Source organism: Vibrio sp. 378, assembly GCF_033339435.1.
Genome location: NZ_JAWOUO010000013.1, coordinates 12,265 through 29,151, shown reverse-complemented (window position 1 = coordinate 29,151; position 16,887 = coordinate 12,265). Strand labels below are relative to the sequence as shown.

The window sequence follows — 16,887 nt, the reverse complement described above, 5'->3', positions numbered from 1 at the left end:
ATATGCAGATTTTACGCAGGAGTGCCCAAAATGGGCCGCTAGGCATACTCATGTCTATTTTTCTCTGGAGTAGCATCTAAATGTCAAAATGGAGATGAATATGCGAAGTCATACCGTTGTCATGAGAACCGTTGCCTCATTGCTTTCCATAACCATTTCCGCGTTGCCGGTACATGGTTATGCCAGTAGTTCGAGTGCGGCGGATATAGCTACTGTAGGTAAAGATGCTCAATCATTTGGACAGAGCTTATCTAACTCATTCAAGTCTAACTCTGGAACAGTTCAGGATGGCACAATTTCAATGCCGACGTTGAAAGATGGTCAGTTCCAAATGAGTGGTGGCGAACAAGTTAATGTTAACGATCTGTTCCCTGGGACAAGTAGTAAAAATAATAAGCCGGACAGCTATTATTTCCCTGACGCCAATAAGCCAAGTGTTGATAATTTACAGGGTATGTATGACTCTGGCAGTGACATGGATAATGTGGGCAACACTTCCCAAGGGGCTCTTTGGTCCGATGCTAATAGCTCTAATCCATCAATTGCAGGTGCAGCATATAAAATCCTTCTTGATGCAACAAATCGTTCTCGGCCAGATTTTTCTAATGATCCGGTTTTGAATCTAAGTAAAAAAACATATGAAAACATGGATCTTATTGCTGGCGGGTTTGGTGATTGTTCTGCCGAAACAACTATTAATGAAGGGACTATCAATGCGCACGTTCCAGAGTATGAGCGTTGTCAGCGAGTAGTAAAACCTGCTGGTGATTGCGATATTATCCATTCCTTGGGAATAACAAGTGATGTTCAATATGTATATGTCGGTTCTGTAGGTCGAACTTGGGTCACTGTTAAATTTGACCTTAAAAATGGTACGTGGGAACCAATTGCACCCTCTGATGGTGCCCAAAAAGTCGCGCAAATACCAAAAGTAGATTTCAATGCCATGTGCAGTGGTGCCGTTAATTTTAAGACCGATCTTGTTGGTTCTTGGGATTGGGCTGAGCATGGCCTACCCGGAAAGATCGACTCGACTGTTATCTATAGAGTTAACCAATATCCAACTTGTGAGAATGGTTTGGTTGGGGTTGTACAGATCCAGGACACTACGGAATCAGATGACCTAGAGTGGATTCTTGGTGGGAAGTTTGCTTTTCGATTCACCAAGCAAGTTGAGGACCAATGGACTCCGCAGACTTGTATTGATGATGCAAAGAAATTGAATGATGGTTTTTGTAAGGGAACAATAAGTGTTACTGAGGGGGCCAGAAATGAAAACGACTGTATTACAGTTAATGGCTCCAGCATTTGCCCTGGTGATCAATTTTTCAACTCGCTGAAACCATCACCTTTGTCAGGTATTCCAAGGCTCGCACAAAAGGTCCGAGTATCAAAACTCCAGTGCGATTTTAACGTGGGGCAAATGGAATGTTGGACTGATCCTCAAGGGGTAAAACATTGCCCTCAAAATGATGGTGAAAAGACAAACAGTTGTGCTGCACTAGAAGGTAATCCCAAATGTGGTTTTATCAGCTCTGAGTGTATTGATGGTGCTCAAGGCTCATCGGGGCAATGTTATGTATTTAAGGATACTTACGATTGTGGTGTGGATGTTAAGGTCCCAACTCTCGATAAAAACACCGAGTATAAGTGTGGTGGGCCGATCCGTTGCATGGGGGATGATTGCTTAGCAATAAATAAAACGCAGAGTGCAGATTTTGCCAGAGCAACCGCCTTGCTTAATGCAGCTCAGTTTTTGACGCAAGACATGAAATGTACTGATAGTGCAACGGACGAGGGCGGTGATGGAAATGTTGATCAAGGATGTACGGTTTTTGGCGGTGAAGCCGGTGAGTGTAAAATAGCTGTAGGTGGCGTATCTGATTGCTGTGAGAAACCATCAAATATATCACTAGCCGATTACCTAAATCTTATTATGGCGGTTCCTAAGTTGGATGGAGCGATAATGGGATTAAAAGATGGTAATGCCATGAAGGGCGCTTATCAGGTACTTAGAAATCCAGTCATGGAAGGATGGACTGAGGTAACAAAGCCATTTACGAGCTATATTGAAAATATATCCGGTTCTGTGGACTCATTTATGGAACCGCTTAATCAGGTGATGGATCAACTGATTGGTCAGTTAAAAGAGCAGGTTAAAGAAGTTATGATGGACGTCTTTAAGTCTGCTGGGCAAGATGCTGCGACAGAACAAGCCGCCGCTGCGGCATCGGAACAAGCTGCCGAACAAATGATGCAGACTGCAACAACATGGCTCAGTACAGCTATGTCAATCTATACAGTCTATGTCGTCACAATGATAATGATTCAAATGATTTATAAGTGTGAAGAGTCTGAGTTCACAATGAACGCCAAAAGGGCGTTGAAGAATTGCACTTATGTTGGGTCGTATTGCAAGTCAAAAATTTTGGGTGCTTGTATAGAAGAACGAGAGGCTTATTGCTGCTTTAACTCTCCTCTTTCAAGAATAATTCAAGAACAAATTCGGCCACAGCTCGGACTGACTTTTGGCGATCCTAAAAATCCTCAATGTAGTGGTATTTCTCTGGAGAAAATCGCAGGCATAGATTGGAGTAAGGTTGATTTAGATGAATGGTTGGGGATTTTGCAACAAAATGGCAAGTTCCCTACGCCAGGTTCAATAAATATTGACTCTCTAACAGGTGCTGGTAGTGATTTTAATATTAATGGTGATCGGAAGGATGCTAAAGAGAGAGCGTTACAGAGACTGGATGGAATAGATATTGACGCTAAGAGGAAAGAGGCTACAAATCGCGTTAATCCTCAAACAGGAGCACCAAATAATAATGGGAGATAACAAAATGGGGCCTTTCGGCCCCTTTTGTTTAGAGGAATAAAGATTCCCTCTTAATCATATTTCTTCGCTTTATCACTGCATTTTTTGCATTACTCAATGTGCGTCACTTAGGCTGACGGATAAACAAACAGTTCGGGCTTGCCTTGTTCCAGAAGGTAAGGGAATGCAATTTTGTCGCCATTCTCAAGTTCCACTGATTTTGGAGCAAGGTAGAGGTAGACCCAAGCTGGTAACTGTTTGCTAATGGCTGCGTAAATCGCTTGCTGAGGAGCGTGGCTGGTCGCCCCATTGCCGACATTCACAAAGTTGTATGCAGTCTCATGGCCTGATGTGAAAGCATAGGCTGATCCTTGAACACCAGAGACAAAATCAGGCGCTGTCCCTATGCGAGGCTCCACGATATTCACCTTGATTGAACACATGTCTGTCACTTTACTTTTCCCATTCACCCACGTCGGGCATCCCCATTCGTTCTTGTAGAACTGATAGGTGAGGCGACCATCTTTGTCATACAGAAGAGTGAAATTAGCACCCAAATCAGTCAGTGCTGACTCTATGGAAACTTTCACATGTGAAAGAAGTTTGCCCTGAGCGTCTGCCGGTGAAGCCGCTTCTTTTGCTGGCATCCAAGCGATCAAGCTATTGCGCGCGCCATGCTGTTTGGGGCCGATAGCCCAGTTCGCAAAATTGACCAAGCCACCTTGCCAATCGGTCATACCGAGCTGAGGAGACATATATCCAGAAAGAACGTAGGCTGCGCCAAACGTTTTGGTGTCGGTCAAGCGTTCCAGCTTGTCACGCGGAATAGAGGCGTCTTGGATACCAGTTACTAGGCCACCAGCCTCCGCAATGTTGTAAGCGCGACTGTGATTGTTTTTGTACACTGTGGGCTCGTAACTGCTGGTGGATGCGCAGCCAGACAGAGCTGCTACAGCTAGAACTGCGGTGGTGATTAAAGCGTTTCTCATGTTGTTCTCCATTCTTACCTGAGTTGGCTCTGATTTACTTAGATAATATCACAGTATCATAAAATGCAACCATAAAGGATGAAAAAAGCCCCTCAGGTGAGGGGCAAGGGTTTGGACTGGTTTATGCCGCTTTTTCTTCGTCAGTTTTTTCGGCTTCGTCTGCGATTTCCTCGTCGCCGGTTGCTGATTCCGGGGCGGCCTCGGCTACTTCCCCTTCTTTGCCCTTGGTGTGGGCGGAAATGCGGGCTCGTTTCTCGATGCCGATGATGCGACCGGCTAGTTTAATGAGACGTTGCTGCCATTGATACGTGGCGTCGGTGCGCTGTTTGCTGGTCAGTACAGTGTTCAACCAGAGGGTATCAACGATCCCCATCAGGGTGTCCAACTTGCGGATCAGGTGCGCAAACTGAGCAACTTGGGGTGAGTTGATCTCAATGGTGTATTCGTTTGGATTGGTGTAGCCGGGCATCATGTCGATGCCGTTGTCTTCCATCAGTTTGTTGAGCTGGGCGGTAGCTTTGTCCAGATCTTCGGAGACTTTGGCAATGTGTTCTAAGATGACGGTTTCAACTTGGTCGATTTCGTCCTGCTCGCCGATGATGCGAAGAATAACATCGATGGAAAACAGAGAATTGGAAACTCGCTCAAAGCTACGTTCCATTACGCGCTGAGCCTGTAGGCTGTTTACTTTCAGAACTTGCTTAAAAATAGGGCGAGAGTAGTGGTTACTGCGGTCGTTGCTTGTGCCTACTGCTGTTTGTGCTTCTGCCATGATAGATACTCCTTCATTTTGTTTTGAGGTACAGATAAACGCATAGGAAAGGATAAATGCGGACAATCTGTAACTTGACATCCAGAAGTGCCCAAAATGGACAGTTACAGCGTTTTATGTTGAATAAAGGTGAGCTATATTTAAGCCATCTTAGTCGCTCTGCGGCTATAAGTGAGGTAGCTGGTCTCCAAAAACAAACAGCATCTTGTCCAATGCCGTATGGCATTTTAACCCCAAACCGGGGGCTTCTCCCGGTGCTCGGGTGTTGCCCCTGTCTTTTCTTATAGGAGTAACACCATGCACATCATCACTTTCATTGTAGTTCTGCTTGCATCTCTGGGAGCACTGTACGTTGGAGCGAAGATATTTGCTTTTTCCTTCATCGCTTTCGCTAACGTATTCCAGCGTATCGGTTTGTTCCTTTGGAACAAATTCGCAGTTCCTGCAATGCGGTCTGTACAGGCCGTCATCAAAAAACGTGCTGCTAAGACTGAACAAGTCAAAGCAGTTATTGAGCCTGAGGTGACTCAAGTTCAAGAAGTCACTGAACAAGAGCCTGACTGGGATTATCTCGAAATCCCGACTTACCTTCGTAAGGGCAATGACCTTGTTTGGTAATAACTGTCGCTGAGTAATCTTCGACATTTTCAAACCTATCGGGGCAATCTTACCCTGACGGGGATGTTGCCCCTTTTTGCTTAGGAGCAACATCATGGAAATCGCTATCATCGCTTTGTGTATCCCTACAGGTTGGGTAATCTCTCGTCCTTTGGTGAGAATTGCTGAATCGTTCGGCTACTGCTGATAGTCAGCTCTAAGGGAGGGGCAACCCTCTCTTTTTGGACAAGCCTCTGTGGCTTGTCTTCAAAGTATTCTGGTGTCAGTTCGCTTTGACGACAAGCTACAGTGGGTATTTCATGTTTACGATGATCACGCAGGCATCATTTATCTGGCTGATGGACGCGAGGTTAAATTTGAACCGAAACTGTACTCCAGTCCCTACCAGGCGCACGCGGAAGCAGTGAAGTGGGCCAAAGAAACTGGGGTCATTGGTCAAGATGACGATGTAGTGATGTTCGTCTAATATGGAGATGTTCGTTTATTGAGGGAGTAGTCTCTAAGGAGGTTACTCTCCTCACTCCTGAAAAGTCTTCTTACTCATGGTAAGGCTATAAGTAAGCAGATTTTGTCCTCCTTGAGGGCGAAAAAGTGCGATAGCTGGTCGCCAAAAACAAACAGCAAATTAACGTTAATTTACTAGCCCAGCCGGGCGCATCCGCCCGGTTCGGGACGTGGTGCGCCTGTCATAATAGGAGCGCATCTATGTCTCAATATTCTCAATTTTCAGTAAGCAAGGTTTTCGGTATGCCAGGCATTCCGGAGAAGGTAACTGCTATCGGCTATGCTGATGGTTCAAATCCTTTCGTCCCTGCCACTGATACCAACTACGTTTTCCGCAAAGAGTTTCTGCGAGAGGTTTTGGCCTATCTCAAAGAGCCTGGCGGTGACGCATTGTTCGTAACTGGCCCTACCGGGTCAGGTAAAACCTCTGGTATCACCGAGATCGCTGGTCGTCTCAACTGGCCTGTACAGCAAATTACTGCTCACGGGCGGATGGAGCTGACAGATTTGGTTGGGCATCACGCTCTGGTCGCGGAGAAACCTGGTCAACCACCTGTCATGAAGTTCATGTATGGACCTCTGGCAGTAGCTATGCGTGAAGGTCATCTTCTCCTCATCAATGAGGTTGATTTGGCCGATCCTGCCGAACTGGCTGGTCTCAATGATGTCCTTGAAGGGCGTCCTCTTGTGATTGCTCAGAATGGTGGGGAAATCATCAAGCCGCACCCGATGTTTCGTGTGGTCGTTACTGGTAACTCTACAGGGTCCGGTGATGCTTCTGGTTTGTACCAGGGGGTGATGATGCAGAACCTCGCAGCTATGGATCGCTATCGTTTTACCAAAGTAGGGTATGCAGATGAGGAAGCTGAACTCAGCATTCTTGGACGTGTTACACCGAAACTTCCGGAAAATGTACGGAAGGGAATGGTTCGGATTGCTAATCAAGTCCGCAAACTGTTTCTTGGCGAAAACGGGGAAGATGGTCAGCTCAGCGTCACCATGTCTACTCGGACGTTGGTACGTTGGGCAAAACTGTCTCTTGCGTTCCGTGGTGCTCCCAATGCCCTTGAATACGCTTTGGATCAAGCTCTGCTTATCCGTGCGGTGAAAGAGGAGCGTGAAGCCATCCTACGTGTTGCGAAGGATGTGTTTGGGGACCAGTGGCGCTAAGAGGTGACTCATGAAGAAAAATGACTGTTTGTGCCGCCGCTACACATTATTTGATGTGTTTACCTCGGCAACAATGGAAGTCTTTATTGGCTACAAGCTGCTCCGGGAGCCAAGTTCCTTGGAGCCAGGCCAATTCACGATGGTTGAGCTACGCCGAACCGTCACTGATGGGAAAGCTGAAAACTGGTCTGAGACAAAGCTCGAAGTACCATTTGAAGCAAACGGCCCAGACACGATCCCAATGTCCTACAGGGACAAAGAAAGCCAGTATGTGTCACAGTTTCTCAGCCAGGGGTACACCTTTCTGGATGAGGTGCTGGTAAACGCAGAGACACAGACTGTGCTGGAAGGGAGGGATGTTTCAGCCGGACAAGCAGCCAGCTTGGGGTCTATCAACTGGCTGTTATCTCCACCTTCTGAGTTACCTCTAGGTGACATAAACCTCTTCAAAGGTTTTGTTACTGGGGTTTTTACCAAAGGAGCCGATTTAATCGGCTTTGAGGTCGCTCGGAGGGTCGGCTCAAACGACTTGCTACCTAGTGTGCTGATGCGCACTGATAGCGGTTATGAGCTTGGGGTTAACTCTGGACTAGGCGAGAACACTATCCATCCAGCTACGCTGGAAGGTGCTGGTGAACTCCGCCCGGAACATGGTCACAAACCGCTGCTGATGTTGGTTTACCTGCAACAGCGTTTCGCGGATGACTTTTCAAACGTAGAGAAGCCGCTGGTGGCATTCTGTGATGAGCAGGGTGATACCTTCGATTACGAGTGTTTTGATTCTCTAAAGCCTCTTATTGAACGGTTTGGTTTCAGCTACGACGAAGTAAGAGCAGATGCAGAAAGGCTTGGCCTTGTATCTGAGCTGATTCGTCTGGCAGAGATCGACTCTGAACAAGAGGACCTCTTTTTTTAACCTTTACTATACCTCTTGGCTGGTGGGTAACACCGCCAACTATTACTAAACCCCACGGGGGCACCAATGCCCCGTGGGGGTCATGGTGTCCTCTCAACATTCATTCGTGAATTGGAGAAATACCATGTCTGATAGCAAACATCTTGTAACACGTATCGCTGAACGTTTTGGTGTAGATCACCGTAAGTTCTATGACACGTTGAAAGCGACCGCGTTTAAACAGCGAGATGGCAGCGCCCCGACTGATGAGCAAATGATGACGCTCTTGATCGTGGCGGAACAATACGGTTTGAACCCTTTCACTCGGGAAATTTATGCGTTCCACGATAAACAGAACGGGATCATTCCGGTTGTAGGTGTTGATGGTTGGAGTCGTATCATCAATGCTCATCCCCAGTACGATGGCATCGAGTTCGTATATGCGGACAAGATGGTCAGAATGGACGGGGCAAACGTTGATTGCCCTGAGTGGATAGAATGCGTGATTTACCGTAAGGACAGATCTCATCCTATCCGAATTAAGGAGTTCATTGACGAAGTTTACCGAGCACCAGTAACGAAACAAGGATCGAAAGGCCTTTATTCTGTTAACGGCCCTTGGCAAACGCACACCAAACGGCAACTCCGGCACAAGTCACTAATTCAGTGTTCTCGTGTCGCTTTCGGTTTCTCTGGTATTTATGACCAAGATGAAGCAGAACGTATCAGTGATATGGAGCTGGCATCGCCTATTACTCCGGCTATTACCAGCCTCCCTTCATCGTCTCAAGTTCATAGCCAAGAGCCGTTGGCTATTGAGCATAAAGAGCTTGACCCGCTTCTTACCAAACTCGCAAATCGCGCTATTGCTGAAAACGCATGGTCTGCGGCGCATGAGTATGTGAAGGGCCGGTATGAGGGTTCGGAACTGCAATATGCGACTCAATTCCTTCGAGAGAAGGAGATGGGCCAAATAGAGCCTCCTAAACCTGACGACCAGAAAGTGCATGAGCAAGAGCCCACCGATGGTGGTTCTGAAAATGCCAAACCTGGTGCCGAAGACGTGCCACCTTTTAGTGAGGATGAGGGCGCGGAAGGCTGTTACTACTAACCCCAGCGGGGGGGATACCCCCGTTGGGGGCGATCTCCCTCCTAACCACTGGAGAGAGCCATGAAAATAGTGAATCTATCGCAACGCGAAGATGATTGGCTTGATTGGCGGCGTCAAGGCATAACAGCCACTGACGCCGCTATCTTGCTCAATCTGTCTCCGTACAAAACACGATGGAGACTGTGGGCTGAGAAGACTGGGTATGCGCGTGAGGTCGATCTGAGTCTCAATCCGATGGTTCGCCAGGGGGTTGAAAACGAAGATATTGCAAGACGCGCTTTCGAGGAGAAGCATGATGACATGCTGCTCCCCGTTTGTGTCGAATCGCTTGAATACCCGCTCATGAGGGCCTCCTTGGATGGTCTGAGAGATAATGGGGAGCCCGTCGAGCTCAAAAGCCCGAGCGCGACTGTCTGGGAAAATGTTTGTGCTGATAAAGCAAACAGCAAGGCCTACCAGCTTTATTACCCTCAGGTACAACACCAACTATTGGTAACAGGAGCTAAGCAAGGTTGGTTAGTCTTCTATTTTGAAGGTCAGATTCAGGAGTTCTTAATACTCCGAGACGAAGCCATGATTCAAGAAATCTTGGCCGAAGCTAAACAGTTCTGGCAACAGGTAGTAGACAAGAAGGAGCCTGACAAAGATCCAGAGAGAGACCTGTATATACCGCAAGGTGAAGAGGTTAATCGTTGGATTGCCGCTGCTGAGGAATACCGCCTCCATGATGCTGAAATTCAGGCGCTGAAACAACGTCTGGCTGAGCTTCAGGAAAGGCAAAAACCTCATCTCGATACCATGAAGTCTCTTATGGGGGAATACTTCCACGCTGATTACTGTGGTGTGATGGTTACGCGATATAAAGCAGCTGGCCGGGTTGATTACAAAAAACTGTTGGCTGATAAGGCCTCAGGCATAAAGCCAGAGGATGTTGACCAGTACAGAGAGAAGTCATCGGAGCGGTGCCGTGTTACGGTTACTGGTTCGGTGAAACCACGGTATATAGTTGATGAGGACGTACTTGCGCCTCTTGAAGATTTGCCGGAAGAAGTAGAGTCGTTCTACTGGTGAGCGGGGGGATTCCCCTGCTTTCCCTTGGGGATTCTGAGAGTCTCCAACGGAAAGTAAGATTTTGTCCTCTCTGAGGGCGAAAAAGTGCGATAGCTGGTCGCCAAAAACAAACAGCAAATTAGCGTTAATTTACTAGCCCAACCGGGCGCATCCGCCCGGTTCGGGACGTGGTGCGCCTCAAACAATTTGGAGTGCATCATGACTAAAGTGAACCATCTACAAAGCCTCTGTGTTATCCACGTTGACTTTGACATTTGGAGTGGACAAACCCGTTTGTCTGCATCTGATCTCAAGCTGGGCGAGGGTGGTGAAATTCCACCTGAGAAAGTAGCTCAACTGGGAAGTAAGAAGATCTGTGACCCGGCGAAACTGAAAGGTTTTCATCGCCTGAAAACAGAAACCCGTCGTCTCCTGCTGAAATTCGGTATGCCGTTCATGAACGGATTTGCCGTTCCCGTCAGCAAGACCGATGAAATCTGTAACAAGCTGAATGACATCAGCATTCAGTTCAACCAACTGAAACAGGATTTCATAAACGGTTATAACAAAGCCGTGGATGAATGGTGTCTGGAAAACCCTGAGTACGAAGGTGCTATCCGTGCCGGTGCCCTTCCAAAGGAAACGGTCGAAGAGCGGATTGGCTTTGAGTACCAGGTATTTATGATCCAGCCGGTGAGCGAAGATGAGGCCAACGCCAAACGCCTTAACCGCAAGGTTGAGCGACTCGGTGACGATCTCATCTCCGAGCTGGTTCAGGAGGCGAATAAGTTTTATATGGAACGTTTGGCCGGTCGAGACCAATGTGCGGTAACAACTCGGCAGACACTCCGTAATATCCGCGACAAAGTGGATGGACTTAGCTTCTTGAACAGTGCTTTTAACCCTCTGGTCAAATTGCTCGATCAAACCCTCCGGGGGTACGAGCGACATGCCGACGGTCGAAACATTGTTGCACCTTTCTTTTATCAGGTCGTAGCCGCAGTGCTGATCATGAGTGAGAGAAACCGTATCGAGCAGTATGTTAATGGCTCGATTACTGTAGAGAGTATGGCTAATGACATTGGTGGTTCGGAAGCCCAGATGGGAGACCGTTCTAAAGATGAAAAAGCTGAACAGAAAAGCGATAAATCTGGTGAGCCTACCCTTGCATCTGAGGAAGGGGAAGCCAATCAGCAACAGGTAGGTGGTACTGAATCTGTTCAATCCGAGCAGACTAACGGCAGTGGTAACGCTGTTGACCTGGATGAAGACATCGACAACTTTTTCAAGAATTTTACAGAATGCAGCGAGGATGAATCGGAAGATAAATCTAATGCTGGTGATGCGATTCAAGAAGAGCATGTTGATGTCGAGGATGAGCCTGTTTTACCAGAGGAAACTCCGGTAGAGCAAGAGTCTATCCAAGAGGAAAATCCCGACCAGGAACCGCCTAAAACTGACGATGATGGCGACTATTTCTTCTAATAGTCACTTCAATTAAACCGACCCAGAGGGGATAGCCACTCCCTCTGGGGGTGGACTATCTCCTTTCCTACTAGGAGAGAAGATATGTCTAAAAAACGCACCATTTACAGCGCTCTACCAATCGTGGCCGCAGCCTATGGTGAAAAGCTCGGTGTCAAAGTCGCCATCGGTAATGATGACGCTTACACCGATGGTAAGACCATCGTGGTTCCGAATATTCCTGACGACTATCCGCATATGGATGCCGTCTGGGGATATTTGGCCCATGAAGCTGCCCATGTCCGGTTTACGGATTTTGGTGTTGAACGCCGCAGGGGCCTTCATGCCGAGTTGTCCAATGTTTTGGAGGACTGTCGCATAGAACGCGCCATGATGGATCTCTTCCCAGGCACTTCACAGACACTGAATGAAGTTGCTCGCTATATGGTTCAAGCAGGCCATTACGAGCACGTTACAGATAGCGAAGCTCCAGCCTCCATTCTGACAGGGTTCTGTTTGTACTGGCTGCAAACCAAGGCTGTAGGGCAATCAGTCCTTCAACCTTACCTCGATTCGGCTATTGCCGTATTTGAGCGCGTGTTTCCTCAGGGGGTTGTTGTTCGGCTGAACGCTTTGTTGCGTAAGGCTGTAAATACAAAGTCAACCGCAGAGGTGACATCCTTGGCCGACCAAATCATTAAAATGATTGAAGAGGAAAAGGAGAAAGAAGAGCAGAAACCCAAGGATAGTAAGAGTGGTAACAATCAGCAGAATGCTGGTGACAACCAATCTCAGAGCAATCAGGGTGGAAGTGGTAATGATCAAAATCAAGGGCCAGATGCCAATGGTAGTGATCAGCGAGGTAAAGACCAGAAGCAAGACGATGCTGGTGGCAACTCTGACACAGCGAAACAAAACGCTGCCAAAATCCTCCAGCAGGTTTTGAATGCTGGTGCCGGTGATTTGCGTGGTGACGCGCATGATGCACTTAAAGCGGAGCTTAACCGGGTGGCTCATGATAAGGGCGATAGTAGCTATATGACAGTTCGCTCTGCTGTGAACACCAAGGATAATCCTGCTGTTGGCAAAAGTCTGGTCGGTGATGTGAAGAGCACTACTTCAAAGATAAGAGCGCAGCTTTACGGATTGGTTCAGGCCAGTCAGCGAGTTGCTCACCGTAGCCAACGCTCAGGGAAGCGAGTGGATGCTCGGAAACTACATCGTGTAGTGACCGGCGATACCCGCGTATTTCTCAAGCCGGAAGCCAAGAAACGCCCGAACACGGCGGTTCACATCTTAGTCGATATGAGTTCCTCGATGGCCTATCAAGCCGCCAATGGAAAGGAGCGTCAAGACATTGCGCGGGAAGCGTCCTTGGCTATTTCTATGGCTCTGGAAGTGATCCCCGGTGTAAACCCAGCAGTCACCTTTTTTGGTGGCAGCCGGAGCCAGCCAGTGTTCAGTGTCGTGAAGCATGGAGACACGGTTCAGAATCGGGCAGGTCGATTTGGGTTCAAAGCAACTGGCGGTACACCTATGGCGGAAGCTATGTGGTATGCAGCCTTTGAACTCACCAAGACCCGTGAAGAGCGGAAAATGTTGATCGTAGTGACTGATGGGCAGCCTCAAAGTGCCCCAGCGTGTCGCTCTGTGATTGACCTCTGTGAACGAAGCGATGTTGAGGTGATAGGCATAGGGGTAGAGACAACCGCAGTGTCAGGACTGTTCCAAAAGAACATTGTCATTGATGATGCGGCAGCTCTGCAACGCACACTGTTTAAGCTGATGGAGCGGTCACTGACTGCTTTTGCGGCATAGCATGTGTAAATAAACGCGGTCGCCCATTTTGGGTGGCCGCCATTTTTTAACCTGGCAGGGGCTTCCTATCTCCTGTTAGGAGGAGGAGCCTTTTTTGAATAGAGAGCAACTCAAATGTCTGTACTTACTTTTAAAATCCATGATGTGAAAAAGTTGATTGAAGAGCTTGATGCAGCAAGCAATTTTTCACCATCAGTGGACGATTTGTTCAATCCTGAAATGTACTCTGACGGCATAGTTAGGGATAAAAATGGACGGACTGAACTGGAAGCTGAAAAACATAGCGGGATGTTCTGGCCTTCAGAAAACTTTATTGATCAGAGCAAAGTTAAACCCGCCTTGATTTTGGTAGGAGATCATGGGGTTTACCTCATCACTAATGCAAAAGCGGATGGGTCTCCAAGCTCTCGCGGAACAGTCGCTTATGCTAAGGGCTGTAATCCAGGGCTCGATGATGATTTCTACGAAAATAAATGCAACTTGTTTGGTGGTGGTGATTGTTCGGTTCGCATCCCTTCTGACTGGGCCAAGTGGGCTATCCAGAATCAGAAGGCGTTTCGGATCAAGTTAACCACAAACTCGGTTGAACTGATGCAGGGGTAATATAGGTAATCCCTGTTGATGAATACGGTCGTCGGTAACGATGGCCGTTTTTATTTGGAGAATCTATGAGCCAATTCCTTTACTTGGATTTGTATCATCAGAACAAGGGTAGAAGAGCATCTGTGCCTGATACACCTTTCTTGCTGCTTGCCAAACGCATCCCTCCAATGCACTGGAAACTATTTCAGGGGATCACCTTGGATAGTCGTATGGGATACACAGGCAGACGGCAGTTCCACAGTCTTGGACAAGCAATCGACTGGGCAAAATCATCAGTTGGTGATGCTTGGTCAAATAAGCGCTTTCAAGAGCCGGTAGGCCTCGATGTTTTGCTGGCCTGCTCTGCGAGTCAGTTGCCCGAACATCTGGTTGAAGAACTGAAAAGATGGGTCAGTTGATGCGTCTTTGAGTTTGCACCCGAAAAGGGCAGTTTGAGCGCTCCTGTTGATATAGCTCTCGTGGAACAATAAAAGTGAGGAGGGAATGCTCTCCCACTTTCTTAGCGATCTTCATTGAGGGTTGCTAAGAAAGTAAGTTTTGTCCTCTCTGAGGGCGAAAAAGTGCGATAGCTGGTCGCCAAAAATAAACAGCATTAATTCACTTTGATCAAAATCCTCGGGCATATCTAGCTCGATAGCAGATCTCATAAATTAACCCTAATGGGGCAATCACGCCCTAGTAGGCGCTGGTTGCCTCTTCAACTTTATGGAGACAGCCATGAGTACAAAAAACACACACGCAGCAAAATACCATTTCTATTTCACTACCGCTGTACTGAAATATGCAGAAGAAAACAACATCAATATCGGAGATTGTTTTGGGTATGGTGAAGATGATTTTGTTGTAGATCTTTATTCATATTCAATCCTTATCCATAGGTGTGTTGACGAAATAGAAAATGCCCAAAACAAGTGGAAAGAAAGTGAACTATTCGATTTGGTTGACAATCTATCAGACTGTTTTTGGGGAATTATTGAGCGAGAGGGGTATGACGAGATGAGCGCATCAATGCCATGCGTAGATGAGTTTGAGTTAGATATAAAACGCGCTCTCAATACATTTGTCGCATAAATTAAACCCTAAGGGACCATCAAAGTCTCTACCAAGGTATCACTGTTTAATCGCATGTGACTTTTGATATTTAACCTATCCGGAGGAGCCTTTCCTGCGGGAGGGACTCCTCTATCCATTACGAGGAGAAACTCTATGTCTATCAATACCAACGTTGAACAAATCGCATACGGTCATGCTACTGCTCAAGTGCTCAGTGAACTGGGTCAACAAGAGAATTGGTACAAGGCTTATGAGTATTTGTCGGAGTGTGTAGAGCGTGGAGATGAGCCTGAGGATCTGGTCGTCTGCCAACTACTTGAACATTGGGAATGGAAAGACATTTTGGATCAAATCGAGAGCGAAGCTGAGTCTTTGCTTTCGACTATCAAATTGGTTTTAGGCTTAGCCCACAAAGGCATCATTCACTCAACAATTGACAGCTCTCTGAATTCCGACATGACCCAGCTTGACCTGATTGAAATGGTCGAGCTTGGAAGTGGCATTGAAGGAGGTGTGTGTTGAGGATTGAGACTATGGGCGCTGTAGCGCATATAGCAGCTGATAACCTTCTACCCGCATGTGGAGGTACAGAGAAGCCGTTTACTGTTAATGGTAGACAGTGGCTTTACTGCTATCACCCAGCTAGTGGGCGGCACTGCTACTTAGACCTCGATAACGACCATCCAGTTTGGCATCGAGGATTTCATCCTGCTTTTCATCCTGAGCTTGAGTTCGTTGGTGAAGCTGAATTGCTTCGACCAGTTGAGCAAAAGCCCGACCATGAAGAGCCGGAGGATTTTTACTTTTAACCCACGGGACCGAGCTTCCTGATGGGAGACGGTCCTCCACACTCAAAGGAGAAGACTATGAAAGATCACAGTCAAACGATTGTGTTCTCTGGGAACAATGTCGCATCACTTGCTGAGGCTGACGCCATGTTGCGCGCCGTGTCGGAAGACGCTCGTAACGCTAGCAAAATGGAGGACAAACGTGACCTTGAATCGCTTCAAAACTGGCTGGAAGAGAATATCAATTCTCAACTGGCAAGCGTGAAGTAACTATGACTGTAACCCCACTGGGGGCTTCATGCCCCTGTGGGGGCATGGTGCCTGTAAAAGGAGTCACCATGAACGCAGTTAAGATGATCCAGAAGGAGAACCAGCTTGAGCTGCCGCTTTTCTTCTTGGATGAAGTGCCGAAAACCGTAGAAGTTATTCCATTAGAGTCAAAGTCTGAATGGACTGATGATGAGATCAGGCAGTTACGGGATGAGCTTTTATGGCACAGCCTTAGAATCCTTGCTGATGGTCGAGCTGGAAGTGAAATCAAGCAGGAAACAATGGATTGGGTGATGTCAGACGATGTTCATCCATTCTCATTTGTGCTCTGCTGCAATGAAGCCGGTTACGATCCATCTGGAATAAGGGACGGCGTGGAGTCGATCCTAAACCGCTTAGCGCGGGTTAAGGCGGGGGGTTAACCCCCTGCTTTCCCAGCGGCATCGACTTTCACATGTGAAAGTTTTGTGCCTCTCGGAAAGCAAGATTTTGCTCTCTGACGAGAGTGAAAAGTGAGGTAGCTGGCCTCCCCAAACAAACAGCATTCAATATAACCCTTGGGGGATCTCCGTCCCTCGGGCAGGTGGTTCCCTGAAAAAACATGGAGCCACAACTATGACTACTCTTGCTAGCTTTGCGAATCCGATTTCTGTTATTCAACGCTCACCAACCAGTGGGGTGTTTGGCTCAAATCAGTTCGTAGGAGACAAAGAGGGATTTGTACAAAAGGTGATCGGAAAGTGGTACTGCACTCCAGGAAATACAATTCCCGTTGAGAGCATGTCCCACCTTGAGCAGGCGGAAAAACTTTATGACTTCTATGTCAAGTATCTCCAAGTGAAAGAAAAGACCTCTGTGAACCTTGGCCGTGTGCTGCATAAGCTGTACAGCACCGGTTCTATCCAGGAAGCAGAGATCGCTCTTGACGCAATAAAAACTCAAGCTGGCGTAGTGGCTTGATCAA

General features: G+C 47.4%; 19 protein-coding genes. 17 read left to right on the top strand and 2 right to left on the bottom strand.

Annotated features, from left to right (window positions below):
- Window positions 1-100: 100 nt before the first annotated feature.
- Entirely contained in the window at window positions 101-2,839 is a 2,739-nt protein-coding gene (gene traN, locus R7Q48_RS19475) for a conjugal transfer mating pair stabilization protein TraN (protein WP_255785243.1), read from the top strand.
- Window positions 2,840-2,946: 107 nt separating this feature from the next.
- Here traN and R7Q48_RS19470 read toward each other — a convergent pair whose 3' ends face one another.
- Entirely contained in the window at window positions 2,947-3,807 is an 861-nt protein-coding gene (locus R7Q48_RS19470; protein WP_318132412.1) for a hypothetical protein, read from the bottom strand.
- A 121-nt stretch (window positions 3,808-3,928) separates the two neighbouring features.
- Window positions 3,929-4,579: a hypothetical protein gene (locus R7Q48_RS19465; protein WP_160188521.1), complete on the bottom strand. Its 651-nt coding sequence runs from the start codon at window positions 4,577-4,579 to the stop codon at window positions 3,929-3,931.
- A gap of 297 nt (window positions 4,580-4,876) precedes the next feature.
- Here R7Q48_RS19465 and R7Q48_RS19460 point away from each other — a divergent pair, with 297 nt between their 5' ends.
- The 16 genes from R7Q48_RS19460 (at window position 4,877) to R7Q48_RS19385 (ending at window position 16,883) form a co-directional block, all read left to right on the top strand.
- Window positions 4,877-5,197, top strand: a complete 321-nt coding sequence (locus tag R7Q48_RS19460; RefSeq protein WP_160188522.1) for a hypothetical protein — start codon at window positions 4,877-4,879, stop codon at window positions 5,195-5,197.
- Between the two features lie 235 nt (window positions 5,198-5,432).
- A complete protein-coding gene (locus R7Q48_RS19455) occupies window positions 5,433-5,663 on the top strand; it encodes a hypothetical protein (protein WP_160188523.1) in 231 nt (76 codons plus the stop codon).
- Window positions 5,664-5,902: 239 nt separating this feature from the next.
- The gene (locus tag R7Q48_RS19450; RefSeq protein WP_193325691.1) at window positions 5,903-6,871 is read left to right on the top strand and encodes an AAA family ATPase; all 969 of its coding nucleotides are present in this window, start codon (window positions 5,903-5,905) and stop codon (window positions 6,869-6,871) included.
- A 10-nt stretch (window positions 6,872-6,881) separates the two neighbouring features.
- Window positions 6,882-7,787 carry a hypothetical protein gene (locus R7Q48_RS19445; RefSeq protein WP_160188525.1) on the top strand — a complete coding sequence of 302 codons (906 nt, stop codon included), beginning with the start codon at window positions 6,882-6,884 and terminating at the stop codon, window positions 7,785-7,787.
- A 124-nt stretch (window positions 7,788-7,911) separates the two neighbouring features.
- Window positions 7,912-8,877: a phage recombination protein Bet gene (gene bet / locus R7Q48_RS19440; RefSeq protein ID WP_160188526.1), complete on the top strand. Its 966-nt coding sequence runs from the start codon at window positions 7,912-7,914 to the stop codon at window positions 8,875-8,877.
- 60 nt (window positions 8,878-8,937) lie between these two features.
- Window positions 8,938-9,948, top strand: coding sequence for a YqaJ viral recombinase family protein (locus R7Q48_RS19435; RefSeq protein WP_160188527.1), 1,011 nt, complete (start codon window positions 8,938-8,940; stop codon window positions 9,946-9,948).
- Between the two features lie 198 nt (window positions 9,949-10,146).
- Window positions 10,147-11,412 carry a DUF3150 domain-containing protein gene (locus R7Q48_RS19430; protein WP_160188528.1) on the top strand — a complete coding sequence of 422 codons (1,266 nt, stop codon included), beginning with the start codon at window positions 10,147-10,149 and terminating at the stop codon, window positions 11,410-11,412.
- Window positions 11,413-11,496: 84 nt separating this feature from the next.
- On the top strand, window positions 11,497-13,209 hold the full coding sequence (locus R7Q48_RS19425) for a VWA domain-containing protein (protein WP_193325689.1): 1,713 nt from the start codon (window positions 11,497-11,499) through the stop codon (window positions 13,207-13,209).
- A 114-nt stretch (window positions 13,210-13,323) separates the two neighbouring features.
- A complete protein-coding gene (locus R7Q48_RS19420) occupies window positions 13,324-13,812 on the top strand; it encodes a DUF3085 domain-containing protein (RefSeq protein WP_160188530.1) in 489 nt (162 codons plus the stop codon).
- Between the two features lie 65 nt (window positions 13,813-13,877).
- Window positions 13,878-14,210, top strand: a complete 333-nt coding sequence (locus R7Q48_RS19415; RefSeq protein WP_193325725.1) for a hypothetical protein — start codon at window positions 13,878-13,880, stop codon at window positions 14,208-14,210.
- Between the two features lie 319 nt (window positions 14,211-14,529).
- The gene (locus tag R7Q48_RS19410; RefSeq protein WP_318132411.1) at window positions 14,530-14,883 is read left to right on the top strand and encodes a hypothetical protein; all 354 of its coding nucleotides are present in this window, start codon (window positions 14,530-14,532) and stop codon (window positions 14,881-14,883) included.
- A 135-nt stretch (window positions 14,884-15,018) separates the two neighbouring features.
- Window positions 15,019-15,387 carry a hypothetical protein gene (locus R7Q48_RS19405; RefSeq protein WP_160188533.1) on the top strand — a complete coding sequence of 123 codons (369 nt, stop codon included), beginning with the start codon at window positions 15,019-15,021 and terminating at the stop codon, window positions 15,385-15,387.
- An 11-nt stretch (window positions 15,388-15,398) separates the two neighbouring features.
- Complete coding sequence (locus R7Q48_RS19400) at window positions 15,399-15,674, top strand: hypothetical protein (RefSeq protein ID WP_318132410.1); 276 nt, start codon at window positions 15,399-15,401, stop codon at window positions 15,672-15,674.
- Between the two features lie 57 nt (window positions 15,675-15,731).
- Complete coding sequence (locus tag R7Q48_RS19395; protein WP_160188534.1) at window positions 15,732-15,923, top strand: hypothetical protein; 192 nt, start codon at window positions 15,732-15,734, stop codon at window positions 15,921-15,923.
- 68 nt (window positions 15,924-15,991) lie between these two features.
- Window positions 15,992-16,345: a topoisomerase II gene (locus R7Q48_RS19390; RefSeq protein WP_232351074.1), complete on the top strand. Its 354-nt coding sequence runs from the start codon at window positions 15,992-15,994 to the stop codon at window positions 16,343-16,345.
- 193 nt (window positions 16,346-16,538) lie between these two features.
- Complete coding sequence (locus R7Q48_RS19385) at window positions 16,539-16,883, top strand: hypothetical protein (protein ID WP_160188535.1); 345 nt, start codon at window positions 16,539-16,541, stop codon at window positions 16,881-16,883.
- Window positions 16,884-16,887 lie beyond the last annotated feature (4 nt).